Origin of the sequence: Tenacibaculum aestuariivivum, assembly GCF_964507685.1 — a bacterium.
GTDB classification, from domain to species: domain Bacteria; phylum Bacteroidota; class Bacteroidia; order Flavobacteriales; family Flavobacteriaceae; genus Polaribacter; species Polaribacter aestuariivivum.
In genome coordinates this window covers 2,187,137-2,202,814 of the sequence record NZ_OZ208414.1, presented here as the reverse complement: position 1 = coordinate 2,202,814, position 15,678 = coordinate 2,187,137, and the positions used below count along the sequence as shown (strand labels likewise).

12 protein-coding genes are annotated in these 15,678 nt (G+C 30.2%); 9 read left to right on the top strand and 3 right to left on the bottom strand.

What is annotated here, in order from left to right; all coding sequences use genetic code 11:
* The first annotated feature begins 120 nt into the window (after positions 1 to 120).
* The 9 genes from ACN5J4_RS09905 (at position 121) to ACN5J4_RS09865 (ending at position 11,108) form a co-directional block, all read left to right on the top strand.
* The gene (locus tag ACN5J4_RS09905) at positions 121 to 357 is read left to right on the top strand and encodes a hypothetical protein (RefSeq protein ID WP_418649839.1); all 237 of its coding nucleotides are present in this window, start codon (positions 121 to 123) and stop codon (positions 355 to 357) included.
* A 705-nt stretch (positions 358 to 1,062) separates the two neighbouring features.
* On the top strand, positions 1,063 to 1,542 hold the full coding sequence (locus ACN5J4_RS09900) for a hypothetical protein (RefSeq protein WP_418649838.1): 480 nt from the start codon (positions 1,063 to 1,065) through the stop codon (positions 1,540 to 1,542).
* Between the two features lie 3 nt (positions 1,543 to 1,545).
* Positions 1,546 to 2,472, top strand: a complete 927-nt coding sequence (locus tag ACN5J4_RS09895; RefSeq protein WP_418649837.1) for a hypothetical protein — start codon at positions 1,546 to 1,548, stop codon at positions 2,470 to 2,472.
* A 31-nt stretch (positions 2,473 to 2,503) separates the two neighbouring features.
* Positions 2,504 to 4,831, top strand: a complete 2,328-nt coding sequence (locus tag ACN5J4_RS09890; RefSeq protein ID WP_418649836.1) for a TonB-dependent receptor domain-containing protein — start codon at positions 2,504 to 2,506, stop codon at positions 4,829 to 4,831.
* 45 nt (positions 4,832 to 4,876) lie between these two features.
* On the top strand, positions 4,877 to 6,088 hold the full coding sequence (locus tag ACN5J4_RS09885) for a DUF4374 domain-containing protein (protein WP_418649835.1): 1,212 nt from the start codon (positions 4,877 to 4,879) through the stop codon (positions 6,086 to 6,088).
* A 5-nt stretch (positions 6,089 to 6,093) separates the two neighbouring features.
* A complete protein-coding gene (locus ACN5J4_RS09880) occupies positions 6,094 to 6,795 on the top strand; it encodes an ABC transporter ATP-binding protein (RefSeq protein ID WP_418649834.1) in 702 nt (233 codons plus the stop codon).
* Between the two features lie 74 nt (positions 6,796 to 6,869).
* Positions 6,870 to 8,300, top strand: coding sequence for a DUF3526 domain-containing protein (locus ACN5J4_RS09875; protein WP_418649833.1), 1,431 nt, complete (start codon positions 6,870 to 6,872; stop codon positions 8,298 to 8,300).
* Entirely contained in the window at positions 8,297 to 9,739 is a 1,443-nt protein-coding gene (locus tag ACN5J4_RS09870) for a DUF3526 domain-containing protein (RefSeq protein WP_418649832.1), read from the top strand. The genes ACN5J4_RS09875 and ACN5J4_RS09870 overlap by 4 nt, the downstream gene beginning before the upstream one ends.
* Before the next feature lie 19 nt (positions 9,740 to 9,758).
* Complete coding sequence (locus ACN5J4_RS09865; RefSeq protein ID WP_418649831.1) at positions 9,759 to 11,108, top strand: MATE family efflux transporter; 1,350 nt, start codon at positions 9,759 to 9,761, stop codon at positions 11,106 to 11,108.
* Positions 11,109 to 11,150: 42 nt separating this feature from the next.
* On the opposite strand, the gene ACN5J4_RS09860 is transcribed toward ACN5J4_RS09865, so the two are convergent.
* From ACN5J4_RS09860 to ACN5J4_RS09850, 3 genes are all read right to left on the bottom strand, one after another.
* A complete protein-coding gene (locus tag ACN5J4_RS09860) occupies positions 11,151 to 11,747 on the bottom strand; it encodes a methyltransferase domain-containing protein (RefSeq protein ID WP_418649830.1) in 597 nt (198 codons plus the stop codon).
* A gap of 271 nt (positions 11,748 to 12,018) precedes the next feature.
* The gene (locus ACN5J4_RS09855; protein ID WP_418649829.1) at positions 12,019 to 13,197 is read right to left on the bottom strand and encodes an AIR synthase related protein; all 1,179 of its coding nucleotides are present in this window, start codon (positions 13,195 to 13,197) and stop codon (positions 12,019 to 12,021) included.
* 88 nt (positions 13,198 to 13,285) lie between these two features.
* Complete coding sequence (locus tag ACN5J4_RS09850) at positions 13,286 to 15,469, bottom strand: glutamine synthetase III (RefSeq protein WP_418649828.1); 2,184 nt, start codon at positions 15,467 to 15,469, stop codon at positions 13,286 to 13,288.
* Between the last annotated feature and the right edge of the window lie 209 nt (positions 15,470 to 15,678).

Below are 15,678 nucleotides of genomic sequence, written 5' to 3'. Positions count from 1 at the left end.
CAAAAAAATACTATACTTTTGGCTATATATTAAAAATACTATTGTTTTCTTCTAATGAAAAGTGATCGTCTAAAAAATAGCATTACCTATTTACTTCTTGTTATTTTCATTTCTATGAAAATGGCAGGTTTACACATGCTGTCTCATAACGACGATAAAAATCACCCATCAGATTGTACTACTTGTGATTACGTTATTTCTCACAACATAACCCCCACGCTTCCATTTAACATTATAGATTACACATTTAAAGAAATTAAATATGGTATTCAGATAGAGAAATTAGAGAACTATAATTTTCTTATCTCAAGTACTATTGCTTCTAATCAACTATTTTCTCGCCCCCCTCCTTTTTAACTGTAAGATTTTTTTCACTTACACCCCACTTTCTTTATAAAATTTAGGCATACTTAAAACAACATATACTATGCTTTTAAGCATGTTTAAGTTTTATAAATGAAATGAAAACAGTTTTTCACTAAAAAAATAAAAGTGAAAACTGCTTAAAAACACAGGCTACACTATTGTTTTTTCAACACATACACTTATTACACTAGAAATAAGATAGTTATTTGAAAAAATTAAACAACACCTAATATAGGAAGGTCTACGCTTATCTATTTTTTTCATCTAAAAAAAATGTTACAATAAAAGGGGGTAACCGAAAACCCTATAATTATAGAGTAGGTAAAAAAAATTAAATATAATCATCATGAAAACTAAGAAATCAATTATCTCAAAAATTTTAACTGAGAAAGCAAAACAACCTATCGGAAGTGGACATTGTAGTAATTGCGGACATTGTCATCACACTTTATAGTAACATAAAGGGAAAGCCGAAAACCTTGTTAAACAGAGTAGGCACAAGTACTAAACAGTATAATTATGAAAACTAAAAAATCAATTATCTCAAAAATTTTAGCTGAAAAAGCAAAGCAACCTATCGGAAGTGGACACTGTAGCAATTGCGGGCACTGTCATCATACTTTATAGTGTAGTTTTAAATAAGCGGTAGAAATAATTCTACCGCTTTATAAAATAGTGTTAAAAACTAACCAAAACATGACAAAACTAACTGAAAGCCAATTAAAAAACCTATTAGAATTCACAGATGCAGATGTAATATCGAGGTTTATAGATATATATAATCTTCCAGAAACTGAAGTTGAAGATATCTTGTCGGAAACACTGAAGTTTTTATACATAAGTCAAATTCCAGGAGTTTTTATACCTGATGACTTACTAATTATAGATGAAATGTGGCACAACCTAATCTTATTTACACCTCTATATCATAAGTTTAGTAAGGAATATATGAATACCCCTTACTTTCATCATCTTCCTGCTACAAAAGCTGAAAAAGATCAAAAGAAAGAAGAGTTAAAAATTTCATACGACACATCACGAAAAAAATATTTAAAAAAACTAGAGTTCCTCCTATCAACTACCTATGATTATTTTGGAGAAGAAACTGTAAATAAATGGTTTGAATTATATCCGAAAAAATATAGCAAAGAAAATATTAAAAAATTGAAAAAGTAAATAATGAGTATTTTTCCAAAAAGAACCATACCTGGTAGTACTGTCACAATACACTGGAACTTCAACACCTCTCATTTAAAAGGTACTCATTTATGTCCATTCGTTAAAATTGGAGTTAAAGACCCTAAAGGTAATATAACCATGCTTTTTAAAAAACATGTTATTGCTTTTCCTACCCCAAACAAAGATGAAAAAGAGCTCGAATCTATTAAAGGACCTAAATATTTAAATAAAAACATTCCTTTGTTAGTAATAGCAGATTACCTTAAAGGTTCTTGTAAACGAGAAAAACTTGTAGAAATTTTAACAAACATACAGTCTGGTCGTCATTACTATTTTACCTATAATATACCTAAAGATGCTCCTTTAGGTAAATACTCACTTATTTCTGAAATTCATAATAATGGAAATGTAAAATATTCAAAAACAGCTCTTGATGATCATTTTTGGGTAGAAAAAATTTCTCTTATCTCTTTAACAGAAAAAGGAACTAAAAAAACAGCTATAATTCATAATAATTCAAAAGAACCGACTCCTGTAAAAATTGTAAAAACAGATATTGATTTAAACGGTTGTATGAAAACAAATATTACTGCTTTTGAAATGAACCCAGAAGAAACAAAACATATTTTAATCCCCAAAGGAAAAGCTTTTTTACTTTATAATGAAGAAAGGGAAACACTAAGCTTAAGTGAAAAAAGTAACAATTATATAATCAGAAATCAGGAAATACTATCTATCAGTAAAAAAAAAGAATTGGATTGTTTACTGAAAAAAGATGATGATGAAGCTTTTTGGCTTTCACCTGAAGCTAAAGATTTATGGGATAAATCAGATGGACTATTAAATAAAGACAGTCTTTCTAAGGAAGAAATCGATGTATTTAAAGAAATGTATGAACAAGGACTCATTAAACAAATAAAATTATAACAACAGAAATTCTAAATATTAAAAAAAATTAATGAAAATTGTAAAACTACTACTATTCTGCCTATTAATAAGTAATTACGCATTTTCTCAAAATAAGAGTATTATAGGAATAATTACAGATAATAAACAAACTCCTCTTGCAGGAGCTCATATACAAATACTAAAAACAAATAAAGGAACCATTACTAATAAAAATGGTACTTTCAACTTAAAAAATTTATCTGAAGATACTTATACTCTAGAGATTTCTCATATTAGTTTTGAAACTAATTTCATTACAATAAACACTTCTAAAAAGACTAAAATTAAGATCTCTTTAACTCCTAAACAAAACCAACTCAAAGAAATAGCTATTACGAGTAAATCAAAAACTCAACAACAAAGAGAAAGTACAGCAAGTGTATCGATTCTAAAAATGAAAAAATTTAGAGAAAGAAATACAAATACTAGTGATATTATTAAACAAATTCCTGGAGTAAATGTTAGACAAACAGGTGGTTTTGGTAGTGATTCAAAAATTTACGTAAATGGAATGACTGGAAAATCTATCCCTTTTTTTATAGATGGAATTCCAATATCTTATTTCGGTTCAGGCCTAGGTTTAAACGTATTACCAGCAAGCTTAATAGACCAAATAGAAGTTTACAAAGGTGTTGTTCCTGTTAACTTAGGTGCTGATGCTCTTGGCGGTGCAGTAAATATTATTACTCGAAAATCATATACCGATTATCTCGATGCTTCCTACTCAGCTGGCTCATTTAATAGTCATAAAATAAATGTAAATAGTCAATTCGTAAACACCAATAAAAATTGGATGTTTGGAATTCATTCTTTTTATAACCACTCTGATAATGATTATAAAATAGATGTTGAAATTCCTAATGAATTTGGAAATCCAAAACCTGTAACAGTTAAGCGTTTTCATGATAAATTTTCTAATTATCTATTAAATTTTTATACAGGAGTTTACGATAAAACTTATGCTGATAGCTTCGTTTTCAATGTGCGTTTTTCAGGTTTAAAAGATGATATTCAACATAATGCAATTATGGCACAACCTTATGGTGAGGTTACATACGATGAAGCTACTTTAGGTACTTCTTTAGAATATGGAAAAAAGGAAATTTTAAACAACACTAACCTAAAATGGTACACTGCTTATAACAATACTAAAAGTAATTTTATAGATACCTCTTTAAATATCTATACTTGGGATGGTAAAATTTTTGACAAACGAACAGATGGTGGTGAAATTTCAGCCTCTCGAAATAATTTAAAATTTACTTCACAAAACTTCTTAAACAGAATTAACATAAAATACAGCCCATGGTTAAAAGGTAATTTTACCCTAAATATATTTTCAGCTTGGTCTAAAAGAATAGGAAAAGACCCAATTGCTGCTGAGTTTTATGGAGAAGACTTTTTTGCAAACCCTACCAGTCTTTTAAAAAACGCTACTGGCTTGGCATATGAACACAATTTTTCAAAAAATTTAACGACCTATACAGGTGTAAAGCATTTTTGGATGAATGCTAATGGCTATGAAATTCAAAATATGGAATACATTCCAAGCAAACAAAAAACAACAAATTTCGGTTTTCTACAATCTCTAAGATTCCGTTTTTCTAAGAATTTTTTGATAAAATCTTCTTATGAATATGCTACTAGGCTTCCTGATGAAATAGAACTTTTTGGTGATTTTACATTAGTAAAATCTAATCCTTTTTTAAAACCAGAACAAAGTCATAATTTAAATTTAGATTTTCAGTTAAACTCAAAAAAAATTAATTGGGATACCAATCTTTTTTATCGTAATACAAATAATGTTATTTGGCTACGTACATCAAAGTTTTATGCTCAATATCAAAATCTCTTAAAATCACGTACGCTTGGTATAGATACCGAAATACGATATAGCCCACTCAAGACACTTGACCTAAAAGCAAACGTTACTTATCAAGATTTAAGAAATCGCTCTCCTAAAAGTAGTACAGGATCAGTAGACAATGGTTATTTTAACGCAAGACTACCTAACATCCCTTATCTTTTTGGAAACACGGAAATCCGATATCATAGAAAGAAATTTCTAAGTACAAAAAATAACATTTCAGCTTGGTGGTCTGCCAATTATGTTAATGAATTTTATCTCTATTGGGCTGTAGATGGAAACAAAGATTTCAAAAAAACAATTCCTTCTCAATTTACTCAAAACATAGGAATAACTATTTCACACCCTTCTAATCATTGGGCTATTACTTCTGAAGTCACAAATATTTTAGATAACAAAGTATTCGATAATTTTAGTGCACAGCGTCCAGGAAGAGCATTTAGTATAACACTTAGAACCTTAATTAAATAAATTTAACCGTTAACTCGAAAAAACGAGAAATTAAACACAAAGAAAATGAAAAAACAATTTTTAAAAAAAATAAAAACATTATTATTTTACGCTACATTAACCTTTACAATAATAAGTTGTAACGATGATACTCCAAATGACAGCTCAAATCCTATTGTACTAAACTTTGGTATTACTACTGTAAGTGGTGCATGGCCTAATCAAACCTCTTATATACAAGGTGTCGAAGATTTAAACTTTTCTACTTTAGAAAACAAAAATGCTTTAGAGTTAAATGGAAATTCAGGAACAATTTCTTATAACAAAGCATTATATGCATCACCTTTTGGAGCTCCCGCAACATTAGTTAAATACTCATTTAATGATAATGGAGAGACTATTGAAGAAGAACGAATTGTAGTTCCTGGAGCGAATACTTTTTCTACAGTTTATTTTGAAAATGAAAATATTGCCTATGCATCTGTTGCTGGTGGTATTTCAAAACTTATCATTTTTAACCCTACCACAATGCGTATTACAGGAGAGGTAAGTTTAACATCAATTACTAAAAGATTTCCTGAAGCTACTCGTACTTATTATTTAGATATGATGGCACGAAATAGTAAGTTATTTATGGGCCTACATTACGAAAATAATTTCACTCCGTTAAACGACTCAGCTTATGTTGCAGTAATTGATTTAAACCAAAAAGTAGTAGAAAAAATTATATCTGATAAAAGAACAGGGATGGTTTTTGGAGGACAAGCAGCTAATACAGGAATGATAAAAACTACTAATGGTGATATTTACGTACAAGGTTTAGGAACTAAACTAAGTGGAGGTAACAGCCCTAGTGGACTCTTAAAAATAAGTAATGGACAAACCTCTTTTGACCTAGACTATTTTATGGACATGGAAAACGCTACAGGAAACGTGTGCTATGGGATATACCAAATGCCTAATGGAAGAAGTTTTACAACAAAAGTTGAAGATGAAACTGATTTTTATGAATTTAGTACAGGTGAGCCACAATTTAAATATTTTGAGTTAGACCTAGAAAATAAAACAAGTTTAGGAGCTGTACCTGGGCTTCCAACAACCTATGGTTCACGTAGAATGATAATCTTTCCTTACAAGGATAATAAATTACTATTCACAACAGCTACCAATGATGAAAATGCTGTATTTAGTTTTGATACTACAACAAATACCTCTAGTAAATTATTTACATCTAACGGAGGATACATAACAGGATTAGAAGATTTAAATAACGAATAAAAAACATGTTAAAAGCTGAAAATCTTACAAAAAAATATGGTGATTTTACCGCACTAAATTCATTAAATTTAAACATAAAAGCAGGTGATATTTTTTGCCTGCTTGGCGCAAATGGTGCTGGAAAATCGACTACTATAAACTTATTTTTAAATTTTATAGCACCCTCTTCTGGAAAAGCTTTTGTTAATGGTTTTGATATAGAGAAATACCCTAAAAAAACCAAACAGTGGTTATCCTATATTCCTGAAAACCTTCAACTATACCAAGATATGACAGGACTTGAAAATCTTCATTTTTTTTGTGGTCTTCAAGGTGGAAATCAAAAAAAAAATGAATTAGCTTTTTTACTTTCACAATCAGGACTGCAAGAAGATTTCATATTAAAAAGAGTAAGTAGCTACTCTAAAGGAATGCGACAAAAGGTAGGTATTGCTTTAGCAAGAGCAAAAGGAGCTAAAATTTTACTATTAGATGAACCTACATCTGGATTAGACCCTAAGGCAAGTAATGAATTTTCACAACTTTTACTAGAGATGAAAGAACAAAAAGTCGCCATTTTAATGGCGACTCACGATCTTTTTCGTGCCAAAGACACTGGTACTCAAATAGGAATCATGAAAGAAGGTCTTTTAGTTGATTTAATGAAATCTGATCAAGTCTCTTTTCAAGATTTAGAGAAAAAATACTTAAAACATATGCACACTTAATATGAAGTGGCAATAAAAACATTAAAACCAAACCAAGCTGTGTATTTAACAGATATCTATAAAAATTTAAATAGATGAAAAATCAAATCTTTTTAATTGCTAAAAAGGAGCTTACGAGTGTAATGAGGCAAAATTCCTTAAAAATTTTATTTACCATAATTATAGTTCTTTTGGGTTTTGCTGTATATGGAGGCCACATTGCTTATAAACATCAAACTGCAATGGTAGAAACCGCCCAAAAAGAAAGAAGAACTGAATGGCTAGATCAAGGACACAAACATCCCCATATTGCTGCACACTACGGTACCTTTGTTTTTAAACAAAAAACACCTCTTAGCCTTTTTGATTTTGGTTTAGACACCTATACTGGAACTTCTGTTTATTTAGAAGCGCATTATCCTCATGAATTTATGTTTAGGCCTGCACAAGGTTACGGGAATATGATTCGTTTTGGTGAATTAAGCGCAGCCTTGGTACTTCAACTATTATTACCACTTCTTATTATATTTATAACATTTCAAACTTTTACTAAAGAAAGAAAAACAGGAACCTTTAAACTCTTAATTAGTCAAGGTACTTCAATAAGGTCTATTTATATAGGTAAAGTCTTAGCCTATTTTGTAATTATTTTAGTAATAATAGTTCCTTTTTTCATAGGCTTGTATACCGTAGGTTTAAATGAAACAAATAGTTCAGCAATAAATAATATAGGGTTTCGCACCCTACTTCTTTTTCTTCTTTACATTGGTTATTTATGGATTTTTACAAATTTTTCGGTATGGATTTCTCTTAAAGCTTCTAGCTCTAGAAGTGCCCTTTTAACTCTTTTAATATTTTGGGTCGTAACAGGAATTATTATCCCAAAAACCTCAGCAAATTTGGGAGAAACGCTACACCCTTTACCTTCTATGAAAATATACAAAGAAGGTATACAACATGATATTGCAAATGGAATGGCAATAAATGAATCTAAAGAAGAAAGGTTAGTCAGACTAAAAGAAAATTATTTACAAGAATATAATGTTGATTCCATTCATAAACTCCCCTTAAATTTTAGTGGAATAGAAATGCAAGAAGGCGAAGAATATGCTAATAAAGTATACGATTTTCATGAAAAAAAACTTCATGAAAAGTTTGAACTTCAAAATAAAACAGAAAGTTTAATGAGTTTTATAGCCCCTTATATAGCAATTAGAAACCTTTCTATGGCCATCTCTGCAACTGACTGGCATAGTTTTAATGATTTTCAAAGAAAAACAAAAACTTACCGCCGACATTTAATACGAACAATGAATTATGATATGGCAAAAAACTCACGCTATGGTGAGTTTTATGAATACAAAGCTGGAAGAAACTTGTGGGAAACAATCTCAGATTTCAAATACCAAGCACTTATTGTGACTAAAACATTAAAGTATTACAAAATAGAACTAGCTTCATTAGCTCTTTGGTTTTTAGCAATACTCTTTCTGACACCTTCTACTTTTAAAAGCAAAATAATATGAAGTTAATTTTACTATTATGGCAACGTGAAGGTATTTCTATTATTAGAAACATCTTTCAAATGATTCTATTAACATCGATTGTTCTTTTAGGTATCTACGCCATATATTATGGAAACTCTATAATAACAAAGCAACAAGAAACAATCGAAAATGTTCAAAGCATTGAAAAAAATGAATTTGAAAACTATAAAAAAAGTTTTACTAACAAACACACATCCGTTAAAGAAAAACAACTGTTTAATATAGCTTCCGACCCTGCCTATGCATGGTACAGACATGAATATCATGCTGTTTTAAATCCTCATAATTTAGCGCACATGTCATTAGGGCAAAGAGATATAGAACCTTATTACCGTAAACTAACAGCTACGAGTCTGTATTATCAATTATTTGAAAATGAATTAGCCAACCCTCTTAAACTATACATTGGAAATTTTGACCTTTCTTTTGTCCTTATTTACTTATTCCCCTTACTTATAATCGTTTTTACTTACGGATTGTATGCTGAAGAAAAAGAAAACGGGATGCTTCCATTACTAAAATTACAAACCGTAGGATTAAGTAAAATATTATTAATTAGAATTTCTTTTTACTACGTATTAATTGCATGCATAGCATTTCTCTTATCCTCTATTGGTTTTTTAATAGCCACGAATGTAAAAATCTTAACCATTACGCTATGGATAACCGCTATTTTATGCTACTTCAGTTTTTGGTTTACCTTAATGTTCTTTTTAGTTAGTCTTAAAAAAAACTCTTCTCTAACGGCTATTTCTGCTGCTGGGTTATGGCTTTTATTTCTAATTGTTTTACCTGCTGTAATAAATGTATATGCCAATATCGCGTACCCAATAGATAATATGTCACTTGCAGATATTACCCGAAGAAAAAGTCTTGAAAACGAAGAAGACATAAACGAAGCCAAGTCTGTAATTCGTGAATACCTACACTATCGTGATGATTTAAAGGAAGCCAAAGCTTTAATTGATATAAACACAATGCCTAAAGCTTATGCAGCTTTTACCGCTCTAAACGACAACCATCACAAAAAGAAAGTTGTTGATTATTTTAACCAAATTCAGTTACGTCAAAAATGGATTTCATTATTTCAATGGGCAAACCCTGCAGTAAATACTCAAAACATTTTAAATAAAATTACAGAAACGGATGCTGCAATTTTTCAAGACTTTCATCAGTCAATTACGAATTTCCATAAAGAGATTACTCACTTTTATTTTGACAGACTTTTTTTAAATAAACAAATAACAAATAACGATTATAAAAACCTCCCTAAATTTAATCTGAACACAAACAACTCATCTAAAATTAAAAACATTAGAAGCAGTTTAATAGAAATTATAAGCATCTCTTTTTTCCTTTTTGGTTTATCATTCATTTTTTTCAATAAAACTATTTTCACTAAAGTCTTTAAAAAATAGACTCCTAAAATATTTTTCAATGAAATTCACGATGCTAAAACATAAAAAAAAGCCTGACTTTCTGAATGACAACCTTTGGAAACTTATGCTAAAACTTTCTACTCCTAGTATTTTAGGAATGATGGTTATATCTATTAACGGACTCGTTGATATATTTTATACTAGTTATTTTATAGGAGTTAAGGCCTTTACAGGAATTTCAATGTTATTTCCCTTAATGTTAGTTGTTACAAGTGTTACCGTTTTTGTAGCTGCTGGTTCTGCATCGGTTCTTAGTAGAGCCATAGGTGCAAATAATACTGAAATTCAACAAAAAATCATTCCAAATATGATAGCCTTATCCCTAATCGGGGCTGCTATAATAATCATACCTGGTATTATTTTTTCTCATGAAATAGTTTCTTTATTAGGTATATCAGCAGCATTATTTACCTATGCTTTAGATTATTATAGCATATATATTCTTGGTGCTTTTTTTAGTATTTATGGGCTTTCTGCCAATGGCTTAATACGTGCAGAAGGTAAAATAGGGCAAGCAATGCGCTTCACCTTAATTTCTGTAATTTTAAATCTTTTGTTAACCCCTTTATTTATCGGTGTTTTTAACATGGGGGTTGCTGGTGCTGCTTGGAGCAGTATTCTTACAATGGTTTTATACAGTTTATTAACATCTTTATATTTTATACGAAGAAAAGCAACTTTTAGCACCACTAAGTTTCGTATAAAATTAGAACCTAAAATTCTTAAAAGTGTTTTAAGTATTGGTTTTTCAGCGTTTTCAATGCAACTATCTAATATATTTAGGCAATTTATATTGTTTAGGCTAGTTGCTTTATATGGAAACTTAGAGGCAATGGCATTTTTTAATGCTACTTTTAGATTATTCTCTTTTTTAGCTATTCCTGTTTTAGGTCTTTTTCAATCAATGCAACCTGTTATCGGAATAAATTACGGAGCTAAAAAAATACATAGATGCCTTAAATGTGTATCTATTTATAGGTTGGCTGGTACCATACTTGCCTTAATATTGGTAACACCTATATTTTTATTTCCTGAAATATTAATTAATATTATGCTACCAAACAAAGAGCTTAATCAAACAGAAATATTCAATTTACAAATGATATTGTGTATTTTGTTCTTTATTCCAATATCATCTAGTAGTATCGTACTTTTTCAAAGTATTGGTAAAGCTAAATTAGCTACTTTATTACCTGTAGGTCGCCAACTATTTCTTTTCGTACCCATTATATTCATTTTTACAAAATATCATGATATTCAAGGAGTATATTACGGTCTTGTATTAGAAAGTATACTCTACAGCTTTGTTTTATGGATTATATCTCAACGAACTCTTCAAAAACTATAACTAACCTCATAAAAAAAACAGAAAGTTTATTTATTAAGGTAACTACCTTTTTTGAGCTACAACATGAAAAACGTGCCAAAATTTTTCTTTTCCAGACAATGTTTTTCCTTTTTTGGTAGTTTCCTTAAAGTATAACAATTCAAAATCTTCAAATAAACTCTTTATTCCTTTTTCATCATGAAAAATCATTTCATTATTAGAACTCCATGAATCTTCTTTTCCAAAAAAATGTCCAGAAAAGAAACCTTTAGCATTAATACTTTTAAGAATAATAGTCCACAGGTTTTCAAATTTATCTGGATGGCAAAAAGGCAAAGAAAAGGTTGTATTAACCAAATTAACAGAAGGCAACTCTTTTAAACTTTCAAAAGAGGTATTTTTAAAGTTAACCTTTGATGTATGTTCAGTATTTATATACTTTTGTATATGTAGCAAAGAATCTGACTCTTTATCTATAGCCAAAACCTCTAAACCTTCACTTAACATAGCAAAAGTATCTACACCATTACCACAGCCTAAATCAATAGCTTTAAATCCGCTTAAATCACCTTTACCTTTCATTAAAACTAATGCCTGGCTCAATGTATAAGCAGGAGGATGATTTTCTTTACTTACTTTATCGTAATGTACTTTCCACATCTTTTTTATTCTTATTCTAAACAAAAATAACGAAGTAATCACTTTTATAGCAATATTTTATCGATTCTTTAACACCTTTTTTTGTACGATTTTAAAATTGCAAGCCAACCTATATTCAACTTCACTTACTCCTTTTTCTTGGCTATTATTTTATCTAAAAACCACATAAATCCCTATTTAAAATTAACCAATAAAAAAACCTAAACAATAAAAACATTGTTTAGGTTTAAATAATTTAATACTATTAAAATAGTCGTTTAGGTACTTTTATTTAATATTCAAAAGTTCCGAATTCACTATTTATAGTTAATTTTTTAGTTTCAGAAGCTTCTACGCTACCTACAATTTGAGCATTTACATTGTATGATTTAGAAATCGCTATAATATCTTCAGCTACTTCTGGAGATACATAAAGCTCCATTCTATGCCCACAGTTAAATACTTGATACATCTCTTTCCAATCTGTTTTAGATTGTTCTTGTATCAACTTAAATAAAGGAGGTATTGGAAACATATTATCTTTTACAATATGTAGTGCCTCTACAAAATGTAAAATTTTAGTTTGTGCTCCACCAGAACAATGAATCATTCCGTGAACAGTATCTGAATTAAATTTTGATAAAATTTCTTTAATAATAGGTGCGTACGTTCTTGTTGGTGATAAAACTAATTTACCTGCATCAATTGGAGAGTTTTCAACAGCATCTGTTAATTTTGTTTTTCCAGAATATACTAAATCCGCAGGAACAGCAGCGTCATAACTTTCAGGATACTTTGTTGCTAAATAGTTATCAAAAACATCGTGACGAGCAGATGTTAATCCGTTAGAACCCATTCCACCATTATACTCAGTTTCATAACTTGCTTGTCCAAAAGATTCTAAACCAACAATTACATCACCAGCTTTAATGTTTGCATTATCAACAACATCAGTACGTTTCATACGAGCTGTTACAGTAGAATCTACAATAATTGTACGTACTAAATCACCAACATCAGCAGTTTCACCACCTGTTGAATGAATCGTTACACCAAAACCTTTTAAATCTTCGATTAACTCTTCCGTTCCGTTGATAATTGCTGCTAAAACTTCACCAGGAATTTTACTTTTATTACGTCCAATTGTAGATGATAACATAATATTATCAGTAGCACCAACACATAATAAATCATCAATATTCATTATTAATGCATCTTGTGCAATTCCTTTCCAAACAGATATATCACCTGTTTCTTTCCAATACATATATGCTAACGAAGATTTTGTTCCGGCTCCGTCTGCATGCATAATCAAACAATAATCATCATCATTAGTCAAATAATCAGGAACTATTTTACAAAAAGCTTTTGGAAATAAACCTTTATCAATATTCTTTATAGCATTGTGAACATCTTCTTTAGATGCCGATACTCCGCGTTGTGCGTAGCGTTTAGAAACTTCGTTACTCATGTGTTATGTTGTTGTTGACTGCAAATTTAAAAGAATTCAAAAGGGTTTCCTATTTAATTTTTATTTAATTCTTTCTATAACTACTCTTTTATCGAATAAATAACAATTCTCTATACTTTGTTAAAGGCCATAAATTATCATCTACCATTAACTCTAATTTATCGCAATGGTAACGAATTTCATCAAAAAATGGTTTTACTTTACTACAGTATATATCTGCATTTTTCTGCCCTTTTAATTTATTTGCTTTTTTACGCTCTTCTGTCATTTTTTCAACATTAGAATTTATAGCTGCAATATGTGCTGATATTTTTTTTATTAAATCTATTTGCTCTTTAGCATAGCTTTTAAAACTATCTCCAAAAATTTCTTTTAACCCTTTTACATTTTCTATCAAAGTATTTTGATACTGAATAGCAATAGGAATTATATGGTTTCTAGCTATATCAGCCAACACTCTACTTTCTATTTGAACACGCATTGAATATTCCTCTAACTCAATTTCATGACGCGCAACCACCTCTACCTTATTCATCACATTCATTTCCTCAAAAAGTAAAATTGATTTATCTGAAATTTTAGCTTTTAAAGCATCAGGTGTTGTTTTATGATTACTCAACCCTCGTTTTTTCGCCTCCTTTTCCCACTCAACACCATACCCATCACCCTCAAACCTAATTTTTTTAGAAGCCTTTATATACTCTCTTAATACATTAAAAATGGCTTCATCTTTTTTTAGATTTTTCACATCAACCAACTCATCAACCTCAACTTTAAATTGTTTTAATTGCTTAGCTATAACAGTATTTAAAACAGTCATTGGCCCTGCGCAATTAGCCCATGAACCTACAGCTCGGAGCTCAAATTTATCTCCAGTAAAAGCAAAAGGAGAGGTTCTATTCCTATCTGTATTATCTAATAATATTTCAGGTATTTTACCAACAATATTTAATTTTAAATCTGTTTTTTCTTTTGGTGACAATTTTCCTTTGGTTACATTTTCTAACTCGTCTAACACAGCAGATAATTGAGAACCTATAAATACCGACATAATTGCTAAAGGAGCCTCATTTGCTCCCAATCTATGATCATTACTAGCACTAGCTATAGAAGCTCTAATTAACGCTTCATAATCATGTACCGCTTTAATAGTATTTACAAAAAAGGTTAAAAACTGCAAATTTTTCATAGGTGTTTTTCCCGGACTCAATAAATTAACACCTGTACTTGTTGCTAAAGACCAATTATTATGTTTTCCAGAACCGTTAATACCCGCAAATGGCTTTTCATGAAACAACACTTTAAATTGATGACGCTGTGATACCTTTTCCATCACATCCATTAATAATGAATTATGGTCAACGGCTAAATTAGCTTCTTCAAAAATGGGTGCTAATTCAAATTGATTTGGTGCTACTTCATTATGACGTGTTTTTACAGGAACGCCTAAAAGCATCGATTCTTGTTCTAAATCACGCATAAAACTCATGACTCTATCAGGAATTGAGCCAAAATAATGATCGTCTAATTGTTGTCCTTTTGCGGGAGAATGTCCTAAAAGTGTTCTTCCTGTCATCATTAAATCTGGTCGAGCAATTGCTAAAGCGGTATCAATCAAAAAATATTCTTGCTCCCATCCTAAAGTTGCATTTACTTTTGATACATTTTTATCAAAATACTTACAAACTGCCGTTGCTGTTGTGTCGAGTGCTTGCAAGGCTTTTAATAACGGTGCTTTATTGTCTAGCGCTTCGCCTGTATAGGCTACAAAAACTGTTGGAATACATAATGTTGTTCCATATATAAATGCAGGTGATGTTGGATCCCAAGCAGTATATCCACGGGCTTCAAAGGTGTTTCTTATCCCGCCGTGCGGAAAACTAGAAGCGTCAGGTTCTTGTTGCACTAATTTACCACCGTCAAAATGTTCCATCGCACCTCCACCCTGAACTGTTTCAAAAAAAGCGTCGTGTTTTTCAGCTGTTGCGCCCGTTAAAGGCTGAAACCAATGTGTATAATGTGTCGCATTTTTAGACAATGCCCAATCTTTCATACTTACCGCAATTTGATCGGCTATTTTTCGATCGATTTTAGTGCCAAATTCAATAGCATCCATCACACTTTTATACGCATCTTTTGTCATATATTGACGCATCGCTTGTTCATTGAAAACATTTTTTCCAAACAATTCTGAACGACGTCCTTTCTCTTCTATAAAAACAGGTTTTCGATGTAAAGTTTCTTGTAAAGCGCTAAATCTTAAAGTTGACATTATATATAGGTGTTATAAAATATTTATAAAGTGTAAAAAATGAAATAAAAGATATGAAATCGAACATCAAAAGTACACAATTTTATCAATTATAAAGAATACCCCTATAAAAAATAGGGGTAAATTATTTTAAAGTTAATTTTAAGTTTTTCACCCCTATAAATTTTAACATACAATATAAATTATTTATTTTTGCATCGAATTTGATT

Excerpts from the sequence above, each read along its gene's own strand:
- ACN5J4_RS09905 (WP_418649839.1), top strand. The coding sequence starts at position 121 with ATGGCAGGTTTACACATGCTGTCTCATAACGACGATAAAAATCACCCA.
- ACN5J4_RS09900 (WP_418649838.1), top strand. The coding sequence starts at position 1,063 with ATGACAAAACTAACTGAAAGCCAATTAAAAAACCTATTAGAATTCACA.
- ACN5J4_RS09895 (WP_418649837.1), top strand. The coding sequence starts at position 1,546 with ATGAGTATTTTTCCAAAAAGAACCATACCTGGTAGTACTGTCACAATA.
- ACN5J4_RS09890 (WP_418649836.1), top strand. The coding sequence starts at position 2,504 with ATGAAAATTGTAAAACTACTACTATTCTGCCTATTAATAAGTAATTAC.
- ACN5J4_RS09885 (WP_418649835.1), top strand. The coding sequence starts at position 4,877 with ATGAAAAAACAATTTTTAAAAAAAATAAAAACATTATTATTTTACGCT.
- ACN5J4_RS09880 (WP_418649834.1), top strand. The coding sequence starts at position 6,094 with ATGTTAAAAGCTGAAAATCTTACAAAAAAATATGGTGATTTTACCGCA.
- ACN5J4_RS09875 (WP_418649833.1), top strand. The coding sequence starts at position 6,870 with ATGAAAAATCAAATCTTTTTAATTGCTAAAAAGGAGCTTACGAGTGTA.
- ACN5J4_RS09870 (WP_418649832.1), top strand. The coding sequence starts at position 8,297 with ATGAAGTTAATTTTACTATTATGGCAACGTGAAGGTATTTCTATTATT.
- ACN5J4_RS09865 (WP_418649831.1), top strand. The coding sequence starts at position 9,759 with ATGAAATTCACGATGCTAAAACATAAAAAAAAGCCTGACTTTCTGAAT.
- ACN5J4_RS09860 (WP_418649830.1), bottom strand. The coding sequence starts at position 11,747 with ATGTGGAAAGTACATTACGATAAAGTAAGTAAAGAAAATCATCCTCCT.
- ACN5J4_RS09855 (WP_418649829.1), bottom strand. The coding sequence starts at position 13,197 with ATGAGTAACGAAGTTTCTAAACGCTACGCACAACGCGGAGTATCGGCA.
- ACN5J4_RS09850 (WP_418649828.1), bottom strand. The coding sequence starts at position 15,469 with ATGTCAACTTTAAGATTTAGCGCTTTACAAGAAACTTTACATCGAAAA.